This is a genomic window from Streptosporangium sp. H13245 (assembly GCF_055690525.1).
The window spans coordinates 175,571-195,648 of record NZ_JBSZKT010000001.1; the positions used below are offsets into that span (position 1 = coordinate 175,571).

20 protein-coding genes are annotated in these 20,078 nt (G+C 70.8%); 10 read left to right on the plus strand and 10 right to left on the minus strand.

The window, feature by feature from the left end:
• Positions 1–18: 18 nt before the first annotated feature.
• Positions 19–1,473: a catalase gene (locus ACW9TB_RS00855; RefSeq protein ID WP_472745952.1), complete on the plus strand. Its 1,455-nt coding sequence runs from the start codon at positions 19–21 to the stop codon at positions 1,471–1,473.
• A 131-nt stretch (positions 1,474–1,604) separates the two neighbouring features.
• Here the strand turns inward: ACW9TB_RS00855 and ACW9TB_RS00860 are convergent, their stop codons facing one another.
• From ACW9TB_RS00860 to ACW9TB_RS00870, 3 genes are all read right to left on the minus strand, one after another.
• Positions 1,605–1,784, minus strand: a complete 180-nt coding sequence (locus tag ACW9TB_RS00860) for a DUF397 domain-containing protein (RefSeq protein ID WP_472746518.1) — start codon at positions 1,782–1,784, stop codon at positions 1,605–1,607.
• Between the two features lie 272 nt (positions 1,785–2,056).
• On the minus strand, positions 2,057–2,266 hold the full coding sequence (locus tag ACW9TB_RS00865; protein WP_472745953.1) for a DUF397 domain-containing protein: 210 nt from the start codon (positions 2,264–2,266) through the stop codon (positions 2,057–2,059).
• A gap of 43 nt (positions 2,267–2,309) precedes the next feature.
• Positions 2,310–3,170, minus strand: coding sequence for a helix-turn-helix domain-containing protein (locus ACW9TB_RS00870; protein WP_472745954.1), 861 nt, complete (start codon positions 3,168–3,170; stop codon positions 2,310–2,312).
• Between the two features lie 429 nt (positions 3,171–3,599).
• Between ACW9TB_RS00870 and ACW9TB_RS00875 the strand changes: the two genes are divergently transcribed.
• The 5 genes from ACW9TB_RS00875 (at position 3,600) to ACW9TB_RS00895 (ending at position 8,450) form a co-directional block, all read left to right on the plus strand.
• Positions 3,600–3,860, plus strand: a complete 261-nt coding sequence (locus tag ACW9TB_RS00875) for a hypothetical protein (RefSeq protein WP_472745955.1) — start codon at positions 3,600–3,602, stop codon at positions 3,858–3,860.
• On the plus strand, positions 3,847–4,536 hold the full coding sequence (locus ACW9TB_RS00880) for a hypothetical protein (RefSeq protein WP_472745956.1): 690 nt from the start codon (positions 3,847–3,849) through the stop codon (positions 4,534–4,536). The genes ACW9TB_RS00875 and ACW9TB_RS00880 overlap by 14 nt, the downstream gene beginning before the upstream one ends.
• A 121-nt stretch (positions 4,537–4,657) precedes the next feature.
• Positions 4,658–6,838 carry a molybdopterin-dependent oxidoreductase gene (locus ACW9TB_RS00885; protein WP_472745957.1) on the plus strand — a complete coding sequence of 727 codons (2,181 nt, stop codon included), beginning with the start codon at positions 4,658–4,660 and terminating at the stop codon, positions 6,836–6,838.
• Positions 6,839–6,939: 101 nt separating this feature from the next.
• Positions 6,940–7,494: an HD domain-containing protein gene (locus tag ACW9TB_RS00890; protein ID WP_472746519.1), complete on the plus strand. Its 555-nt coding sequence runs from the start codon at positions 6,940–6,942 to the stop codon at positions 7,492–7,494.
• A 41-nt stretch (positions 7,495–7,535) separates the two neighbouring features.
• Positions 7,536–8,450: a Rieske (2Fe-2S) protein gene (locus ACW9TB_RS00895; protein ID WP_472745958.1), complete on the plus strand. Its 915-nt coding sequence runs from the start codon at positions 7,536–7,538 to the stop codon at positions 8,448–8,450.
• Positions 8,451–8,546: 96 nt separating this feature from the next.
• Here ACW9TB_RS00895 and ACW9TB_RS00900 read toward each other — a convergent pair whose 3' ends face one another.
• From ACW9TB_RS00900 to ACW9TB_RS00915, 4 genes are all read right to left on the minus strand, one after another.
• Complete coding sequence (locus tag ACW9TB_RS00900; protein WP_329088968.1) at positions 8,547–8,774, minus strand: hypothetical protein; 228 nt, start codon at positions 8,772–8,774, stop codon at positions 8,547–8,549.
• A 30-nt stretch (positions 8,775–8,804) separates the two neighbouring features.
• Positions 8,805–9,560 (minus strand): sulfite exporter TauE/SafE family protein, encoded by a 756-nt coding sequence (locus ACW9TB_RS00905; RefSeq protein ID WP_472745959.1) that lies wholly within the window; start codon positions 9,558–9,560, stop codon positions 8,805–8,807.
• A gap of 218 nt (positions 9,561–9,778) precedes the next feature.
• Positions 9,779–10,807 (minus strand): SPFH domain-containing protein, encoded by a 1,029-nt coding sequence (locus ACW9TB_RS00910; RefSeq protein ID WP_472745960.1) that lies wholly within the window; start codon positions 10,805–10,807, stop codon positions 9,779–9,781.
• Between the two features lie 215 nt (positions 10,808–11,022).
• A complete protein-coding gene (locus ACW9TB_RS00915) occupies positions 11,023–11,817 on the minus strand; it encodes an ABC transporter ATP-binding protein (protein ID WP_472745961.1) in 795 nt (264 codons plus the stop codon).
• Between the two features lie 66 nt (positions 11,818–11,883).
• On the opposite strand from ACW9TB_RS00915, the gene ACW9TB_RS00920 reads away from it, so the two are divergent.
• Positions 11,884–12,603: a hypothetical protein gene (locus ACW9TB_RS00920; protein WP_472745962.1), complete on the plus strand. Its 720-nt coding sequence runs from the start codon at positions 11,884–11,886 to the stop codon at positions 12,601–12,603.
• Positions 12,604–12,622: 19 nt separating this feature from the next.
• On the opposite strand, the gene ACW9TB_RS00925 is transcribed toward ACW9TB_RS00920, so the two are convergent.
• Complete coding sequence (locus ACW9TB_RS00925; protein ID WP_472745963.1) at positions 12,623–15,259, minus strand: protein kinase domain-containing protein; 2,637 nt, start codon at positions 15,257–15,259, stop codon at positions 12,623–12,625.
• 171 nt (positions 15,260–15,430) lie between these two features.
• Here ACW9TB_RS00925 and ACW9TB_RS00930 point away from each other — a divergent pair, with 171 nt between their 5' ends.
• Complete coding sequence (locus tag ACW9TB_RS00930; RefSeq protein ID WP_472745964.1) at positions 15,431–16,141, plus strand: hypothetical protein; 711 nt, start codon at positions 15,431–15,433, stop codon at positions 16,139–16,141.
• 22 nt (positions 16,142–16,163) lie between these two features.
• Here ACW9TB_RS00930 and ACW9TB_RS00935 read toward each other — a convergent pair whose 3' ends face one another.
• A complete protein-coding gene (locus ACW9TB_RS00935) occupies positions 16,164–16,814 on the minus strand; it encodes a response regulator (RefSeq protein WP_472745965.1) in 651 nt (216 codons plus the stop codon).
• A 198-nt stretch (positions 16,815–17,012) separates the two neighbouring features.
• Positions 17,013–18,152: a GAF domain-containing sensor histidine kinase gene (locus ACW9TB_RS00940; RefSeq protein WP_472745966.1), complete on the minus strand. Its 1,140-nt coding sequence runs from the start codon at positions 18,150–18,152 to the stop codon at positions 17,013–17,015.
• A 123-nt stretch (positions 18,153–18,275) separates the two neighbouring features.
• On the opposite strand from ACW9TB_RS00940, the gene ACW9TB_RS00945 reads away from it, so the two are divergent.
• Positions 18,276–18,941: an SDR family NAD(P)-dependent oxidoreductase gene (locus ACW9TB_RS00945; RefSeq protein WP_472745967.1), complete on the plus strand. Its 666-nt coding sequence runs from the start codon at positions 18,276–18,278 to the stop codon at positions 18,939–18,941.
• Positions 18,942–19,009: 68 nt separating this feature from the next.
• The gene (locus ACW9TB_RS00950) at positions 19,010–20,062 is read left to right on the plus strand and encodes an S-adenosylmethionine:tRNA ribosyltransferase-isomerase (RefSeq protein WP_472745968.1); all 1,053 of its coding nucleotides are present in this window, start codon (positions 19,010–19,012) and stop codon (positions 20,060–20,062) included.
• Positions 20,063–20,078: the final 16 nt, after the last annotated feature.

A 20,078-nucleotide genomic window follows, 5' to 3' on the forward strand; every position in this document is an offset into this window, starting at 1 on the left:
AACCCCGGAGGAACCTCTATGAGCACCAGGCCCATCACCACCACCGATGCGGGAATTCCCGCGCCGAGTGACGAGCACTCCCAGTCGGTGGGCCCGAACGGGCCCCTGCTGCTGCAGGACCACTACCTGATCCAGAAGATGGCCCACTTCAACCGGGAACGCGTGCCCGAGCGGGTGGTCCACGCCAAGGGCGGCGGCGCGCACGGCGTCCTCCAGATCACCGAGGACGTCAGCCAGTTCACCAAGGCGGGCCTGTTCGCCAAGGGCAAGGAGACCCCGCTCTTCATCCGCTTCTCCTCGGTCGCCGGTGAGCTCGGCAGCCCCGACACCCAGCGCGACCCGCGCGGCTTCGCGCTGAAGTTCTACACCGACGAGGGCAACTACGACCTCGTCGGCAACAACACGCCCATCTTCTTCATCCGCGACCCGCAGAAGTTCTCCGACTTCATCCACAGCCAGAAGCGCCGCGCCGACACCAACCTGCGCGACCACGACATGCAGTGGGACTTCTGGACGCTCTCCCCGGAGAGCGCGCACCAGGTGACGTTCCTGATGACCGACCGCGGCACCCCGGCGTCCTGGCGCCACATGCACGGCTTCGGCTCGCACACCTTCCTGTGGTACAACGCCGGTGGCGAGAAGTTCTGGGTCAAGTACCACTTCAGGACCGACCAGGGCATCAAGAACTTCACCGACGCCGAGGCCGGCGCGGTCATCGCGCAGGACACCGACTTCCACATCCGCGACCTGCACACCGCGATCGCGAACGGCGACCACCCGTCCTGGACGGTGAACGTCCAGATCATGCCGTTCGAGGCCGCCGCCGACTACCGGTTCAACCCGTTCGACCTGACCAAGGTGTGGCCGCACGCCGACTACCCCGAGATCACGATCGGCAGGTTCGTCCTGAACCGCAACCCGGCGAACTACTTCGCCGAGGTCGAGCAGGCGGGCTTCGAGCCGTCCAACCTGGTGCCGGGCATCGGCCCGTCCCCGGACAAGATGCTCCAGGGCCGGCTGTTCTCCTACCCGGACACCCACCGCTACCGCATCGGCGCCAACTACCAGCAGCTGCCGATCAACGCGCCGAGGATCCCCGTCCACAGCTACAACAAGGACGGCCAGATGCGCCTCGCCAATCCGGGCGACCCGGTCTACGCCCCCAACACCGCCGGTGGCCCCGCGGCCGACCCGGCGCTGTACGAGGGCGAGCACTACCAGGTGACCGGTGAGATCATCCGCTCCGCCTACACCCTGCACCGCGAGGACGACGACTTCGTCCAGCCCCGCGCCCTGTGGGAGAACGTCCTGTCCGAGACCGACCGCTCCCACCTGGTGAGCAACGTCGTCGGCCACGCCTCCGCCCCGGAGGTCACCGCCGAGACGAAGAAGCGCGTCGTCGAGTACTGGACGAACGTCCACAAGGACCTCGGCCAGGGCGTCGCCCAGGGCCTCGGCGTCACCGCCGGATAGTCACTCGTACGGTCGTACGGCTCGCGTCTCCCCGGGAGTGCGGGCCGTACGGCTTCTCCCGCCCTTTCCCGGACACACGAAAGGGGCTGTCCCGCCGTTGGGCAAGCCCCCGGTCCCGGAAGGACGGTCACTCAGAGATCGAAGTCTCCGCCCTTCACCGCCGCGACGAACGCGATCCACCCGGACCCGCCGAAGACCAGCACCGGTCCGCCCCTGTCCTTGCTGTCCCTGACCGCGAATCCCCGTCCGGGCAGGTGAGCCACCTCGACACAGTTACCGTTGAGCCCGCTCCGCCGACTTTTCGTCCACATCACTCCAGACAGGTCAACATCAGACACAACTCACCTCTTCTCCCATGAGGTGCCATAAGGCATCTTAAGGATGAAGGTGTAACGAAGAACTTGCAAGGCATTAAGCATGTCCAGACAGCGCACCGTATCCGGCACGGTCTCCCGGTGTGCGATGATTCTTCCCTGCTCGACCGGCGGGCCGTCAATCCATCCGGCGAGCGGAAACGATGAAAACAAAACAATCACAGCGGGGCGGCTCTTGTTCTCCTGGATGAGTGCCAGGGCCGCTTCTGCTATATGTCGAACTCCCCGTCCTTCACATCGCCCACGAAGGAGTTCCACTGGCTGGGAGTGAGGACGAGAACAGGGCCGGACCGGTCCTTACTGTCGCGGAGCCCCACGTGTCCCCCGCCTAACTTCGCCACCTCGACACAGTTGCCGTTGGTGCCGCTCCGCGCACTCTTCTTCCAGATCACATCGTTGTGATTATTCGCGTTCATCATTCTTTCCGAAAACGACGGATTAGCGGCGGGCGTCAACCCGCCACTAACTTTCCCAGTACTCGATTGTCTTTCTGATCAGCTCCTGTGAGGCCGCCTCGTCGAGGGCCCGTTCCACCAGGTGCCCGAAGGCCCGCTCATACAGATAGACCATTCCCGCGTCCTCGACGAACCGTCCTCCGGGGAGGGACTCCTCGTAGACGACGTCCTGGAAATCGGGAAACGTCAGGTGCAGGAACGCGCCGGTGGACACCGGCGGCGGAACGCGCTGGGGAAGGATTCTCATCTCCACGTGCTCCAGCTCCGAGACCTCGATCAGGTGCACGAGCTGGTCACGCATGACGCGGGCGTCCCCGTACTGGTTCTTCAGCACGGATTCGTGGAACACGCTCACATGGGTCAGCGGGTCGCGCACGCGAAGCAGTGTGCGCTGCCGCGCCATGCGCATCTCGACCCGGTCCTGCATCCAGCCCGGCGGAACCTGGCTGGCATGCTGGTTCGCCTGGATGACGCCCCAGACGTAGTCCTCCGTCTGGAGGAGGCCGGGCACGATCTGAGGCTCCCAGTTTCGCATCACCGTGGCCTCCGCCTCCATCCCGATGAGCGTGATGTAGTCATCGGGGACGGAGTTTCGATACTTCTCCCACCAGCCCTTCTGGGCGGCGTCGTGCCGAAGCGCGACCAGGACCTCCCTGAGGTCCCCCTCGATCCCGTAGAGCTCGACGAGCGCCTCGACGTCGGCCGGTCCGGCCAGTGTCTTGGCGTTCTCGATGCGGCTGACCTTCGCGGTCGACCACCCCAGGCGGTCGGACACCTCGTCGCCGGTCATGTCCAGGCTCTCGCGGAGCCTGCGCAACTCCAGACCCAGCCGACGTCGGCGGAGCGCTGGACTGCCACGCTGCGGCATCACGACCTCCTCACCATGACGGGCGGGCGGGTGTCACGGCCCCAACAGGAACCCGACGAATGATAGTGCAAATTACACAGATGATTGCAGTGCATCCGCGCAAGATGATTGCTTTTTTCCTTACGGCAAGTCTTGCAGCCAAATCTATGCTGAGCGACTATCAGAACAGGAAGGTTCTCGAAAGGCCGGGGGGAGCCACCGGTGGTCATCCGGGGGCATCGTCGGGGACCTTCGCGAGTCGCACGCGGCGGCGACGTGGAGTTGACGCGGGGAGGCCGGCAGGGGGAGCACGGGAATTCGGCCGGCGACGGCCCATAGTCGCACGCGTAAAAGACGGCGTCCTGATCGGGCGCAAAAAAACACCGGGTCGGCGGCCACCGACCCGGTTGGCACAAGAACTCCGCGTCAAAGCCACGAAGGGAGTCTCCTATGTCCTTCCACCGTACCAACAGAACCCACGGAATCAAGACCTTCATCCTCGACCTGATCTATGTGAGCGACCGAGAGCTCTGCATGGACCAGGATGAATGGGCCTACCGGCTCGGCTGGACCGTGACCAGGACCGGTTTCGGGGCCAGGCACTACCGCGAGCCCCGGTTCGACCTCCTCAAGGCCGAGCGGACCGCCGCTCCCGCCCTCGCCCTGGCGCCCGTCCCCGACAAGGAGGTGAGCGGCGATGTCGCGGCGTGACGCCCGCGGCGGACACCGGGGCCGCCCCTGCGGACGGCCTCCCAGCCGGGCGGGCCTCCTCGTCCGGCTGTGGCGCTGGCGGACGGAGGTCGTCCTGCTCGCCGCCGCCTCGTTCCTCACGGTCACCGTGGTCCTCTCACTCGCGGAGGGCGACTGGTGGCCGTTTCTCGTCGTGGTCTGCGCCGCCGGTGTCCCCGCCGCCTCCGGGTTCGGGAGGAGCTGGGTGATCGCGCACGTGTGGTGCCTGGTCTCCCGGCACCGCATCCAGCGGGCGTGCGCGGAGACCGGGATACACACCCGTTCGGGCCGGTTGCCGCTGGTCCTGTGGATCACTCCCTCCGCCGCCGGGGAGAAGGCGCTCGTCCTCGCCAGGGCCGGAACCTGCGCCGAGGACTTCGACGCCTTCTCCGCCGAGATCGCGGCGGCGTGCTACGCCCGCGACGCCGTGGTCTCCCGGCACGGCAGGTGGGCGAACCTGCTGACCGTCGAGATCGTCCGAGGGGACGAGGCCACCGGTCCCCCGATGGGCCTCGACCGGCTCTACGGGCGGGCTGACTGGGTGAGCCTGCGGGTCAGTCGGGCCGTGGAGTCCGCGGAGGAGGAGCCCGGCACCCGCTTCACCACCGTCCCGCTTCCCGGGCCCGGCGAGTTCCCCGGCAGGCAACGGGCGGCGTAGACACAGATACCCGGTTCGCCGGAAGCCGGGAGACGGGAGGCCCCGGAGTTCGGGCTCCGGGGCTTTTCCCGTCCCGGGGTGGCGGCCATGATGAGTTCACTCGCCGAACCCAGGAGTGCCGATGAGAACAGCCCACCGGACCTGCCCCCTCTGCGAGGCCGTCTGCGGTCTCCGGCTCACCCTCGACGACGCCGGGCACGTCACCTCGGTCAAGGGCGACCGGGACGACCCCTTCTCCAAGGGGTTCATCTGCCCCAAGGGCGCGAGCCTGGGCCGCCTCGACGAGGACCCGGACCGGCTGGGCGTCCCGATGATCCGTACGGGCGGCGAGTGGCGCGAGGCGTCCTGGGAGGAGGCGTTCCGTACGGTCGAGGAGGGCCTCGGGGGCGTGATCGACGCCCACGGCCGCCGGTCGCTCGCCGTCTACCTCGGCAACCCGAACGCCCACTCCATGGCCGGTGCCCTGTACGGCAAGCCGCTGATCCGCGCCCTCGGCACCCGCAACGTCTTCTCCGCGAGCACCGCCGACCAGATGCCCAAGCACGTCTCCTGCGGCCTGATGCTCGGCGACCCGCTCGCCATCGCGGTGCCCGACCTGGACCGCACCGACTACCTGCTGATGCTCGGCGCCAACCCGCTGGAGTCCAACGGCTCGCTCTGCACCGCCCCCGACTTCCCCGGCCGTCTCAGGGCGCTGCGCGGGCGCGGCGGCAAACTCGTGGTCGTCGACCCGCGCCGTACCCGCACCGCCGCCCTCGCCGACGAGCACCTGTTCGTCCGCCCCGGGATGGACGCCTATCTGCTGTTCGGCATCGTCCACACCCTCCTCGCCGAGGACCTCACCTCGGTCGGCGCCGACATCGGCGGCGTCGGGATCAACGGGCTGGACGAGGTACGGCGGCTGGCGGAGGACTTCGCCCCCGAGACGGTGGCCCCGATGTGCGGGGTGCCCGCCGGGGAGATCGTACGGCTGGCGCGCGAGCTGGCCTCGGCCCCGACGGCCGCCGTCTACGCCCGCATCGGCACCTGCACCGCGGAGTTCGGCACCGTCGCGCAGTGGCTGGTCGACGTCGTCAACGTCCTGACCGGCAACTTCGACCGTCCCGGCGGGGTCATGTTCGCGAAGACCGCGGTGGAGAACGGCCGCCGGAGCAGGCCGTACGTCACGGGACGCTGGCACAGCCGCGTCCGGGGGCTGCCGGAGGCGAACGGCGAGATCCCGGTGGCCACCCTCGCCGACGAGATCGAGACGCCGGGGGAAGGGCAGGTCAGGGGGCTGGTCGTGGTGGCCGGGAACCCGGTGCTGTCGGCGCCGGGCGGGCCCCGGCTGGACCGGGCCTTCCGCGACCTGGAGTTCATGGTCTGCGTGGACCCGTACCTGAACGAGACCACCCGGCACGCGAACGTCATCCTGCCGCCGCCGCGTGTGACGCAGTCGCCGCACTACGACCTGGCGCTGCTGTCCTTCGCGGTTCGCAACTACGCGAGGTTCTCCCCGCCGGTCCTTCCGCTGGAGCCGGGACGCCCGTCGGAGGCCGAGATCCTGGCGCGGCTGGCGATGATCGCCTCGGGACAGGGCGCGGACGCCGACCCGGCCCCGCTCGACGAGCTGATCCTCGACCGGATGCTCCGCGGGGCCGTCGAGACGCCCGGCTCTCCGGTGGAGGGCGCCGACCCGGCCGAGCTGCGTGCCTCCCTGACCGGTGACAGCGGGGCGGAGACGCGGCTGGACGCCATGCTCAGGCTCGGCCCGTACGGGCTCTCCCTGGCCACCCTGCTGGCGAACCCGCACGGCATCGACCTGGGCGCGCTGGAGCCCCGGCTGGCGGAGATCGTCCGTACGGCCTCGGGGCGGGTGGAGCTGGCACCGGCGCAGCTGGCCGAGGACGCCGCGCGGCTGCGCGGGCGGCTCGCCGTCCCGCCCGCGGAGATCGTGCTGATCGGGCGTCGCCACCTGCGCTCCAACAACAGCTGGCTGCACAACGTGGGACCACTGGTCGGCGGGACCAACCGATGCACCCTGCAGATCAACCCGGACGACGTGAGCAGGCTCGGACTGGGCGAGCACGCCGTGGTGCGCTCGGCCGCCGGTGAGCTGGTCGTCCCGCTGGAGCCGACCGACACGATCATGCCGGGGGTGGTGAGCCTGCCCCACGGGTGGGGGCACTCCGGCAGCGCGCAACCGGTGGCCGCCAGGCACCCGGGGGTGAACGCGAACACGCTGACAGATGATTCCGTCGTGGACGTACCCTCGGGAAACGCCGTGTTCAACGGGGTTCCCGTCACACTCGGCCGGGCGTGATCCCATGATCGCTCGGAAAAGCGGGATCGACGCGCATTAGGCTTGCGCGCGTGACCACCCCTCCAGCACAGGACCGTCTGCACGCTCAGCTCACCTTCGCCATGGAGATCGACAAGCTCAGACGCATCGTCCGCCGCAACACCCTCATGGACGGGTCGCGGCGCGAGAACGACGCCGAGCATTCCTGGTACGTGGGCATGCTGGCGATGGTCTTGGCCGAGCACGCACCACCGGGCACCGACCTCGACAGGGTCGTCGCGATGCTGCTCGTCCACGACATCGTCGAGATCGACGCGGGAGACACGTTCATCTACGACGCCTCGGCCGTCGAGGCCCAGCTGGGCATCGAGCGCAAGGCCGCCGACCGGATCTTCGGGCTGCTCCCCGACGACCAGGCCGCGCGGCTGCGCGAGCTCTGGGACGAGTTCGAGGAACGCACGACACCGGAGGCCAGGTTCGCCAAGGCCCTCGACCGGATCGCGCCCATCATGGCGAACCACCACAACGAGGGCGGCACCTGGTCGCTGTACAAGGTGACGGCCGAGCAGGTGCTGGAGAAGGTGAAGATCATCGAGGAGGGGTCGGCGACACTGGGCGCCTACGCCACCGAGATCATCGCTCTCTCCGTCAGCCGGGGGCATTTGGCGCGTGCATAACGCCGTTCTCGGGTAGGTCCCTATGGGTCGAGAAGGGGGCGATGGTGAAGGAAACCGTCAAAACAGGACGCCGGACCTTCAGACGTCTGGTGCCCGGGGTCGAGCTCACCGATCGGATCGAGCGCTCACCCAGGGCCGACAGGCCGATCCGCGTGCTGGCCAAGGCAGTACGCCGGCGGATAGGCCCAGGACCGCTGCGTGACCTGCTCCACGGGGTGCCGATCGGCAAACCGCTCCATCCACCGCTCGCCAACCTCAGCCTGGGGCTCTGGGCGGCGACGGCGGTGCTCGACGTGACCCGCTCCGACCCCCGGGCGTCGCGGGTGCTGGTCGCCGGGGGGCTCGCCACCGCGATGCCCGCGGTGGCGGCGGGCGTCACCGACTGGTCCGCGCTCCACCGCGAGCAGCAGCGGGTGGGGTTCGTGCACGCGATCGCCAACCTGACCGCCCTCGGGCTCTACGCGGGTTCGCTGGTGTTCCGGATGGCCGGGCGCGACCGGACCGGGCGGGTGCTGTCGTTCGCCGGGCTGGGTGCCGCGAGCCTGGGCGGCTACCTCGGCGGCCACCTGGCCTACCGGCAGGCGGCCGGGGCCAACCACGCGGAGTCCGTCACCCACCTGGTCCCGCTGGGCTGGCACGACCTGTGCGACATCGGCGACCTGCCCGACGGGCGGCCGGTGACGAGGCGGCTCGGCTACATCGACCTGTTCGTGCTGCGCGTCGGCGCCGGTGTCACGGTGCTCGCCGACCAGTGCGCCCACCTGGCGGGCCCGCTCCACCAGGGGCGTCTGATCTCGGAGGAGGGCACCGCCTGCGTGGTCTGCCCGTGGCACGGGAGCACCTTCAGGCTCTCCGACGGGGCCGTCGTGCACGGCCCGGCCACCGCTCCCCAGCCGTCCTTCGAGACCCGGGTACGCCGCGACGGGGTGCTCCAGGTCCGTCCCGCGCAGAACTGATCCCCGGCCGGTCCGTCGCACGCCTGCGCCCCGCCCAGGCGTGACGAATACGCCCCACCCAGGCGTGACGAGAAAGCGGCCCGCCGCCGGACCGGCCTATGCCGGTTTGCCGTCGGCGGGGTGTTCGACCAGGGCGAGAATACGGCTGGACATGAAGCGGGCGGTGCGCACGGCCGTTCCGCTCCGGGTGACCTCGCTCACCTCGACGACGCCGCCTCGGGCGTTGGCCACCTCAACGCGGCGCCCCGCTCTGGTGGCGCTGACCTCGTAGGTACGGGAACTGTCTCCTGCGTCGATGACAACCTCGACTTTGTCACCTTTCATACCTGAATAGGTACCCGTTAGCGGGCAGGTTCACCCGTACACCAGTTTGACTATCGCCACCACTCCGATGCAGACGATGAACCAGCGCAGCACCGGGGCGGGCAGCTTCCTGCCGACCTTCGCACCGAGGAAACCGCCGATCGCGGCCCCCAGCGCCACCATCAGGACCGCCAGCCAGTCGACCTCCGCGACCGCGATGAACAGCAGCGCGGCGGCCGCGTTGACCAGCAGCGCGAGCACGTTCTTGGCCGCGTTGATCCGCTGCAGGCGGTCGTCGAGGAAGGTGCCCATCAGCCCGATGAGCAGCACGCCCTGGGCCGCGCCGAAGTAGCCGCCGTAGATGCCGCACCCGAAGACACCGGCCCAGAGCCAGGGGCCGCCGTGCGGGTGAGCGTGCTCCCGCCGGGCGTTCAGCCATTTGTTGAGCCTCGGCTGGATCACCACCAGCACGCACGCCAGGCCGATCAGGACGGGCACCACGACGTCGAACGTCTCCGCGGGAAGGTAGAGCAGGAGAACCCCGCCGATCACCGCGCCGATCACCGAGGGGACCGCCAGCCTGACCAGCCGCCGCCGCTGCCCCCTCAGCTCCGCCCGGTAGCCGAACGCGCCGGTCAGCGACCCGGGGACCAGGCCGACGGTGTTGGAGACGTTGGCGACGACCGGTGGCATGCCCAGCGCGACCATCGTCGGGAACGTGATCAGAGACCCGGAACCGACGACGGCGTTGATGCCCCCGGCCCCGATGCCGGCCACGAAGATCGCGGCTGCCTCCCACGGCGTCATGCGCTCCCCCTCACTGGTAAGGCTCGCGCCCAGGGCAGGTGCACGGCACTCACCGGATGCTAGGAGGAGATCGGGGGCCGGCCGGTGGCGGGGGTGTTCTTAACGGGGGTGTCTTTGTCCGGGGCCCTCTCCGTGTCCGAAGGTTCGCCCTTGTCCTGGTCCTTGGCCTGCTTCTGGTCCTGGTCCTGGTTCTTGGCCTGCTCCTGGTCCTGGTCCGGCTAGCCCGGGTCGGGGAACGTCGCCTTGCCCGAGAACCCGCCCAGGTCGGCGAACGCCGTCTTGCCCGAAGGCTCATCCTTGCCTTGGTCCTGGTCCTGGTCCTGGGGCGTCTCCTTGCCCGGGAGCCCGTCCTCTTCCGGGAGAAGGTTCGTGAGGCTTTCGAGGACCCGTCTCAGGTCCGGTGGGACGATCCACAACCCTCCGGCGTTCCCCTTGGCGACCTCGGGGAGTGCCCGCAGGTATTCGTGGGCGAGAAGCTCCAGGCCGGGCCCGCCCTCGCGGACGGCGCGGAAGAGCAGGCCGATCGCGTCGGCCTCCCCCCTGGCCCGCGTCGCCCTGGCCTCGGCGTCGGCCTGAGCCCTGAGCACGGCGGCCTCCGCCTCGCCGCGAGCCGTCAGTACGGCGGCCTGCCGCCGCCCCTCGGCGGCGAGGACGGCCGCCCGCTTCTCCCCCTCGGCCGCGAGCAGCGCGGCCCGCCTGTCGTGGTCGGCGCGGGCGTGCCTCTCCATCGACTCCTGGACGGAGACGGGCGGGTCGATCGCCTTCAGCTCGACCCGGCCGACGCGGAGGCCCCACGCGCCCGTGGCGTCGTCGAGCGCCCGGCGCAGCTCGGCGCCGACCTCCTCGCGGGAGGCCAGCGCGCGGTCCACGCTCATCCCGCCGACCACGTCACGCAACGTGATCGCGGTGAGCTGCTCGACGGCGACCAGGAAGTTGGCGATCTCGTAGGTCGCCGCGCGGGCGTCGGTCACCTGGAAGGAGACGACCGTGTCGACAGAGACGACGAGGTTGTCGGAGGTGACGACCGCCTGCGGCGGGAAGGCGACGACCTGCTCGCGGAGGTCGACCATGTCCTTGATCCGGTCGATGAACGGCACCACGGGGTTCAGCCCGGGAGCGAGCGTCCTGTGATAGCGCCCGAACCGCTCCACGACACCCGCCGTGGCCTGCGGTACGACGCGAACCGTCCGGTAGACGGCGAACGCCGCCACGGCCACGACGACGAGTACGGCGACAAGCGCTTCCATGAACCATCCCGGGCGGTCGAGTCACGCGGAACTCTTGACCCGGCAGGATATTTGCTTTTCCCTTCACCGGCCTTTGAACGACCGAAACGATCTCGGAACCGTCTCGGGGCCGTCCCGGAACAGGCCCCTCAAAGCTCGGCGCACCTTCAAAGCCCGGCGCACCTTCACAGTCGGTACGCCTTCACAGCCAGCGCGCCTTCACCTCCGACGTACCCTCAGAGCTGGTGCGCCCGCGCGTACCAGCGGCCGTCGCGCCCCCGGTCCAGGGTGAGCGGGACGCTGAAGGTGCGCGACAGGTTCTCCGCGGTCATCACCTGGTCGATCGGACCCTGGGCCACCACGGAACCGTGCCGGAGCAGCAGCGCGTGGGTGAACCCGCTGGGCACCTCCTCCACGTGGTGGGTGACCAGCACCATGGTCGGCGCCTTCGGGTCGTGCGCGAACATCGACAGGCGGCGGACCAGGTCCTCGCGCCCGCCCAGGTCCAGGCCCGCGGCGGGCTCGTCCAGCAGCAGCAGCTCCGGGTTGGGCATGAGCGCGCGGGCGATCTGGACCCGCTTGCGCTCCCCCTCGGACAGCGTGTTGAACCGGCGCCGGATCAGGTGGGCGCAGCCGAACTGGTCGATCAGCTCGACGGCGCGCGTGACGTCGTGGGAGTCGTACTCCTCCGTCCAGCGGCCGAGGATGGCGTACGAGGCCGTGAGCACCAGGTCGATGACCTTCTCCTCCGGCGGCACCTTCTCCGCCAGCGCGGCGCTCGCGAGCCCGATGCGGGGCCGCAGTTCGAAGACGTCACTCTGGCCGAGCCGCTCGCCCAGGATCTCGACGACGCCCTCGGTGGGGAACAGCATCGCCCCGACCACCTGCAGCAACGTCGTCTTTCCCGCGCCGTTGGGACCGATGACGACCCACCGCTCGTCCTCGTGAACGGTCCAGTCGATCTCCCGCAGCAGGGCCGCTCCGTCCCTGCGGACGGTGACGTCCTGTAGCCGAAGCACCTGACCGCCCATCCCTTACGCCTCCTTGTGAATCGCTGGAACAAAACCTATTGCAGGACAAGCGCATATCGTGGATCGGTGCACCCTGATTCACCGATCTCGGCCACCCTGGTCTGCTGGGGCAACGCCTGGCTCGCCGGACAGGTCGGCCTCGACGAGGCCGCCGACCGCGTTGAACGGCAGGCAGGCCCCCAACTCGTCGCCGGTGAGACCGGCGACCTACCCCTCCGCGGATTCCTCGCCGACCTGCGGATCGAGGGCATGAAGTCGCTGCGACTCGCCCTTCCCATCGCGGGCGACCCACTCGGGCTCACCGGACCGCCCCCCTTCAACTCCGCGGCCATCGAGGCCGGGCAGGCGGCGACAGCCGTGCTTCCCGACAGATGCCTCGGCCTGATCCCGGTAAACGACCGCCGCGGGTCATCGTACGCCGGGGTTCGCTGGACCGTGCTGGAGGCCCGTACCGCGGCCCCCGACCTGCCCTCCCTCGCCGAGGCCGAGCACGAGCTGACCCGCGCGATGCGGGTGGCCACCGACGCCCTGCTCGGCGTGGAGGGCCCGGCTCAGGGGCACCGGCGGCTGGAGATCGTGGACGACGGGCTGGCTCCCGGCTATCCCGCCAGGGCCCACCGGGTCGCCGCCCTGGCCGCCCGCCTCGCCGCGGTGCTCCGCGTCGCCGACGACCGCGGGCTCACGTCGGGCCAGATCGCCGTACGCGGTGAGGCCCTGCGCGAGCTCGACCGCGCGGTACGCCGGGCCCGGGTGGTGGCCCACCACTCCATCACCGAGCTTGTCTGACGGTTCGGAAACCCAAGGACTACCGGTCGGAGGTGAGCTTCCAGAGCTTGACGGCGCGATCCCTGCCCGCCGAGACGGCCAGCGTACGGTCACCGACGGTGATGACGCCCACCGAGTACACCCCGCCCCGGTGGGCCTTGACCGGCTTGCCGAGGGGCTTGCCCTCGGCCGGGTCCCAGAGCCGGACGGTCCCGTCCGTGCTGCCCGAGACCAGCACGGTGCGACCGCCGACGTCGCCGAACGCCAGGGAGTAGACGTTGCCGCCGTGACCCCCGAGCGGCTTGCCGATGGTCTTGGACGTCTTCGGGTCCCAGATCCTGATCTTCTTGTCCTTGCCGCCCGAGGCGATCACGGTGCGGTCGCCCAGCTTGCCGAAGGCCACCGAGAAGACCGGTCCGCTGTGCCCCCTGTAGACCTTGCCGTACCGCTTCCTGGTGACGAGGTCCCAGATGCCCAGCGTCTCGTCGGCGCTGGCGGACACGACGACGGACCGCTTGCCGATCTTGCCGAAGGCGAGCCAGTTGATGTCGTTGCGGTGCGCGGAGATGGTTTTGAGCAGCCTGCGGCTCTTCAGGTTCCAGAAGTAGAGCGTGCCGTCTCCGTCCCCGGTGACGGCCAGCGGCGAACCGTTCACGGTGCCTGCCGCGGCGGCGAACACCGCGATGGGGTGGTGGCCCAGGGCCTTGCTCTTGCGGGACTTCAGGTTCCACAGGCGGACGGAGTGGTCGTAGCCACCGGTCACCGCGTACGGCTTCCCGCCGAAGGTGACGGTGGCGACCGCGTAGACCTCGCCCCGGTGGCCGCGGAGCCGGTGAAGCCCCTTGTGCCTGGCCGGGTCCCAGAGCCCGAGCGAGCCGTCCTGGCTGCCCGAGACCACCGTGGGCCTCTTCCCGATTCTGACGTTGGCGAGAGACTGGACGGCCTTGGTGTGCCCCTTGAGCGTCTTGCCGTCCTGGCCGCCGAAGGTCACCACCGGGGCCGGTGGGGTGGGCGGCTCGGACGGCCCCGAGGTCGGGGCGGTCGTGAGGCTCGCCGTGGGCGCTGGGGTCAGGGCCTGGGTGGCGGGTGTGGGGGCCTGTGTGACCTGCGTGGCCTGTACGGAGGGGGTCTGGGAGACGGCCGCCGGGGGCGGCGGCTTCCGCGTACCGTCTCCTGCCAGGGCGCTCCGCGTGACCGGGGGGTCGTCGGGGGCCGCGAGGTCGCCCCGCATGTTCGGTACCGCCACCAGCGCGGCGGCGGCCAGCGTCAGGGCTCCCGAGAGCGCTGCGGTCACGAGGACGGCGCGCCTGCGCCGCTTGCCGCGTTCGCCGGGCGCTGCGGGGGCCGCGTCGCCGAAGAGATCCGGGCGCTGTGGCGGCGGCGGGGGGTAGGCCCCCTCGGGCGGCGCGGGAGGTGAGGCGGGCCGACGGCCCACGGGCGTCAGATTGCCGGGGTAGCGCGCGGGCCCGGCGGGGGAGGCGAAGGGGTTGGGCGGGAGCGGAGGGCCGCCCGGGGCACCGGAGCGCCTCCGGGAGGCATCGGGGGCCGCGTCGGGCCCGCCGCGCGGGGCGTCGCCGGGACGGCCACCGGGAGCGTCCGCCCGGCCGCCCGGAGCACGCCCGCCCTCCCGGTCCTCCCCCGACGGCCGTACCCACAGTGTCTCGGGAGCGGGCGGCCTTTCGTCGGCGGGCGGTACGGCGGGTGGCACGGACGATACAGCGGGTGACACTGATGACGGCGACACGGGCGGCACGGCGGGCGGCGCGGGCGGCATGACAGGGGGCGCGGACGGCGCGGGCGGTACGACAGGGGGCGCGGACACGGGCGACACGGGCGGTACAGCGGGCGGTGTGGCGGAAGGCTCGTCGGACTGGGTTTCCAGGAGCGCGAACAGCACCTCCGAGGCGCTGGGCCTCTCCTCGGCCTGTTTGCTGAGGCAGGAGGCGACGATCGGCCGCAGGGCGTCGGGGAGCGCGGACAGGTCCGGGGTCTCGTTCATCACCCTGTAGATGACCGCGGGCACGCTGTCCTGGCCGAACGCGGGCCGCCCGGTCGCGGCGAACGTCATCGTCAGGGCCCAGCTGAACATGTCGGACGAGGGCTCGACGCGATGCCCGGAGACCTGTTCCGGCGACATGTAGGCGGGGGTGCCGACCACCCCGCTCGTCACGGTCATCGCCGAGTCGAGGGCCCTGGCGATGCCGAAGTCGATCACGCGGGGTCCGTCGGGGCCGAGCAGCACGTTGCTGGGCTTGAAGTCGCGGTGCACGATGCCCGCCCGGTGGATCGCGGCCAGCGCGGTCACGGTACCGACCGCGAGCCGGTGGAGCACGTTGCCGCCCCGGGGCCCCTCGGACTGCACGACCCGCTGCAGGGATACACCCTCGACCAGCTCGCTCACGATGTAGGGGCGGTCGCCGTCCATGTGGGCGCCCAGCACCTGGGCCGTGCAGAACGGCGCCACCCGGCGGGCGGCGGAGACCTCGCGGAGGAACCGGTCGCCGTCCATGCCGGTGTCGCTCAGCCGGGGATGGAGCAGCTTGATCGCGACCATCACCCCGTCGGGGCCCCGGCCCGCGTAGACCACGCCCTGCGCTCCCTCGCCGAGACGGCCGAGCAGCCGGTAGTCGCCCAGTGACTCGGGGTCCTCCCTGCGCAGCGGGTTCGTGTCCGGCACGTGAGCCTCCCCGTTGTCCAGCCGTGAGGCACTGGTATCCCCGAGTAACCAAAGATACGCAAACAACTAATGTCCAGGTAGATCATTCACTATTCCGGCGTGTCCTGCTTACGACATAATTCATGAAACAAATGGTGACTACGATCACCCCTAGCCCGTGCGGAGACGCCCATGCGCCGAAGCTTCGGCACGCTTCTAGGTCTCAGCCTCATCGCTCCGCTCGCGATCGTCCCCGCCGCCTCGGCCGCCACCACGAACGCGCCGTCCTCCGCTCCCTCCGGAGTCCTGCCCCCGGCCGCCGCGACCCCGTCCGGGGCGCGGCTGGACAGGCCGTGGTCGGCGTTCAAGGTCTCGGTGAAGGCCCCGAAACGGGTCAGGAACGGCCGCGAGTTCATGTACGAGGTCAAGGTCACCAACCGGGGGCCCAGCAAGGCCGACTACTACTACGTCGGCGGGACCATCCTGCCAAAAGGTATTAACGACACCGTTTACTACAAAGGCCCCAAAGGCACCGACTGCGACTTCTACGACGACGGCTTCTGGTGCGTGACGCCGTGGATTCTTGATAAGGGCGAATCGGACACGGTACGCATCTGGGTCAAGCTCAACAAGCGGACCAAGGGCACCGCGGTCGCCAAGCTCGGCGCCGACACCTGGAACGTCCCAACCGGGGGCGGAGACCTCGGCCGCTCGGAATGGGAGCGGCTGGCCTTCCCTCACTGGTACTACCTCAAGACGGTCAAAACCAAGATCGTCCATCCCGCGCCGCCCAGACCCAAACCCAAGAACGGAGGGGGCGGTTACAACCCGCCACCACCGCCACCCCCGCCGCCCCCACCCCCGCCGCCGCCGGACCGGCGCGAGGAGAAGAAGGACACCTGACGCCGCAGGGCCCACCCCGCCGTCAGGCCAGGCCGTTCCGCACCGCGTAGAGGGCGGCCTGGGTCCTGTCCTGCACGCCCAGCTTCATCAGCACGTTGGAGACGTGGGTCTTCACCGTCTTCTCCGCCACCGCGAGCTGCCTGGCGATCTCCCGGTTGGAACGGCCGGACGCGATCAGCGTGAGCACCTCGCGCTCCCGGTCGGTCAGCGGCGCCACCTGCCTGCCCTCGTGCCCGCCCTCCCGCGCGGCCTGGACGGGCCCGGGTCCGGACAGCATCGCCTCGGCCGCCTCGGGGGCGAGCAGCACCTGGCCGCCGTACACCGACCGGATCGCGTGCACGAGCGCGGCCGGTTCGACGTCCTTGTAGAGGAAGCCCGCCGCGCCCGCCCGCATCGCCGGGGCCACGTCGCCCCTGTCGCTGACCGAGGTCAGCACGAGCACCCTCGGCGACAGCTCCCGTTCCCCCAGCAGGAGCAGCGCGCCGAGTCCGTCGAGGACCGGCATCCTCAGGTCGAGCAGCAGCACGTCGGGGGCGAGAGACTCCACCAGGGCGACCGCCTCGGCGCCGTCGGCGGCCTCGCCGACCACGTCGAGGTCTTCTTGCAGGTCCAGGAACGTACGAAGGCCCTGCCGGACGACCGGGTGGTCGTCGGCGATCAGGACACGGATCACCCGGCCACCTCCGTCAGCGTCGCGGACCGCGCAGGCCCCTCCGGACCACGAATCACACCGCACCCCCACCCGGACCACGAACGACGGGCCGCACGGGCTCCTCCGTCAGCGTCGCGGGCCGCACGGACTCCTCCGGACCACGGCTCACACGGCCACCTCTGCCAGCGTCGCGGGCCACGGGCCCCTCCGGACCACGGCTCACAGGGGCACCTCCATCCGGACGAGCGTGCCCCCGCCGGGTTCCGACCTCACCCGCACGTTCCCGCCGACGGCCTCGGCCCTGTCGCCCATCGAGGCGATGCCCAGCCCCCGCCCCGCGGCGGCGGTCACGTCGAACCCGGCCCCGTCGTCGCTCACCTCAAGGACCACGCACCCGCCCTCGCAGCCCAGCCGCACCCCGACGGCGCGCGCCGCCGAGTGCCTGGAGGCGTTGTGCAGGGCCTCCTGGGCCACCCGCAGGACGGCCACCTCGATCGCGGGTTCGAGCTCGCACACCGGGGACTCCTCGAACGAGAACGCGGCCGGATGGAGCCGGTCGAGCAGGCGGACGTGCTTGCGGAGCGTCTCGGCCAGGCCGTGCCGGTCGAGCTCGGCCGGGCGCAGCTCCACGATCACCGCGCGCAGCTCGGCCAGCGCCTCTCCCGCCAGCCGCTCCACCCGGTCGAGCTCCCGCAGCGCCCGTACGGGATCGTCGACGACGAGCGACGCGGCGGCCTGCGCGGTGAGGCGCAGCGAGAACAGCTTCTGGGTCACCGCGTCGTGCAGCTCCCTGGCCATCCGGGTGCGTTCCTCCGCCAGGGTGAGCTCCCGGCTCCGCTCGTACAGGCGGGCGTTGGTGAGGGCGATCGCGGCGTGCGCGGCGAACATGGTGAGCAGCCGCTGGTCGGCCTCGGTGAAGCCGCCGGGGGCCCGTTTGTTGGACAGGAAGATGATGCCGAGCACCTCGTCCCCGTCGAGTATCGGCACCCCGAGGAAGTCCTTGAGCACCGGGTGGGCGCGCGGCCAGTATTCGAACCTGGCGTCCCTGCGGATGTCGGGCAGCCGGACCGGCGTGCCCTCGCGCAGCATGGCGCCGAGCATGCCGTGCTGGCGGGGCATCGGCCCGATCGCGTCCCACTGCTCGTCGGAGATGCCCTCGGCGACGAACTCGGCGAACGCCCCCTGGTCGTCGGGCACGCCCAGCGCGGCGTAGCGGGCGTCCAGCAGCCGCCGCGCCGACCGTACGATGACCTGGAGCACCTCCCGGACCGACAGGTGCCTGGTCACCGCGAGGACGGCCGAGCTCACCGCGTGCAGCACGGCGTCACGGTCCTCGCTCTCCTCGCTGTCGGGGCTCACGAACCGACTCTAGGCGGCGGCGGGCACCTGCCGCGTACGCCATCGGTCCTAGGCCCATCAGCCCACGTCGGGCCCGGTCCGGCGGCCGATGTGCGGCGGGCGCGCGGCTCCTAGCGTCGAGGCATGACGAAGACCGCACTCATCACCGGCGCCTCCCGTGGCCTCGGCCTGGCACTGGCCCGCTCCCTCGCCGCCGACGGCTGGCGGCTCATCCTCACCGCGCGGGGCGAGGAGGCGCTGCGATCCGCGGCGGACGAGCTCGGCGCCCTCGCCCTGGCCGGAGACGTCGCCGACCCCGCGCACCGGGACCGGCTGGCGCTGGCCGTACGGGAACACGGCGGGCTGGACCTGCTGGTCAACAACGCGTCGGGGCTGGGCGCGGTCCCGCTGCCGCCGCTGGCCGGATATCCGGTCGACACGCTTGAGGAACTGTTCCGGGCCAACGTCCTGGCCCCGCTGGCGCTGATCCAGGCGAACCTGCGCGGGCTCAGGGAGCGGCGCGGCGCGATCGTGAACATCTCCTCCGACGCGGCGGTGGAGGCGTACGAGGGCTGGGGCGGCTACGGCGCGACCAAGGCGGCCCTGGAGCAGCTCTCCCACGTACTGGCCGTCGAGGAGCCGGACGTCGCGGTCTGGTGGGTCGATCCGGGTGAGATGTCCACCGCCATGCTCGCCGACGCGGTCGGCGCCGGGGAGGCGGCGGAGGCCCCGGGCCCGGAGACCGTCGTGCCCACCCTGCGGCGGCTGATCGCCGACCGCCCGGCCAGCGGCCGCGTGAGGCACGAATGAGCGGGCGGTTCACCAAACCAGAAGTAACGAGGAGGACGTATGGGAACACGGACGTGCGGGGAGGGGTCGTGAGCGCGCCCGTGGCGGACGCCATGGCCGCGGACTTCGTGCTCCCGCGCGAGCTGGAGGCGCACGAGCCGCCGGAGGCCCGCGGGCTGGCCCGTGACGGGGTGCGCCTGCTGGTCTCCGACCGGGGCACCGGAGAGGTCGGCCATCACACGTTCGCTGAGCTTCCCGGCCTGCTGGGCCCCGGCGACCTGCTGGTGGTCAACAACTCCGGTACGCTCCCCGCCGCCGTCCGGCTCGACCGGCTCGCGGTGCACTTCTCCACCGAGCGTGAGGACGGGACCTGGCTGGTCGAGCTACGCCGGCGCCGGGCCTCCGGAGGCCCGGAGGGCGCGGAGGCCGCCGGTGAGCCCTATCGGGGCTGCACGGACGGGGAGTGGCTGCCGTTGCCGGGCGGGGCGACGCTGCGGCTGCTGGGGCGCGAGACGCCGCGCCTGTGGCGGGCGACCCTGGACCGCGAGGTCACCGGCTACCTCCGCCGGTACGGCGTGCCGATCCGCTACTCGTACGTGGACAGGGACTGGCCGCTGGCCGACTACCAGACCGTGTTCGGGGTGCGGCCGGGCAGCGCGGAGATGCCCAGCGCGGGACGGCCGTTCACCACCGGGCTGGTGACCTCCCTGGTGTCGCGCGGGGTCGGGATCGCGCCGATCACCCTGCACACGGGGGTGGCGTCCCCCGAGAAGGACGAGCCGCCGTATCCGGAGCGGTTCGAGGTGCCCGAGGCCACCGCGCGGCAGGTGGAGCTCGCCCGCGAGTCCGGCGGCCGGGTGATCGCGGTCGGCACGACCGTGGTCAGGGCGCTGGAGACGGCCGCGCTGGCCACCGGCCGGGTCCGGGCCGAGGGCGGCTGGACCTCGCACATCGTGACCCCCGAGGTCGGGGTGCGGGCGGTGAACGGCCTGCTCACCGGATTGCACGAGCCACGCTCCAGCCACCTGCTGATGCTGTCGGCGATCGCCGGACGCGACCTGCTCTCGCGGTCGTACGCGGAGGCGCTCGGAGAGGGCTACCTCTGGCACGAGTTCGGCGACGTCCACCTGATCACCGGCTAGCGGGCCAGTCAGTCAC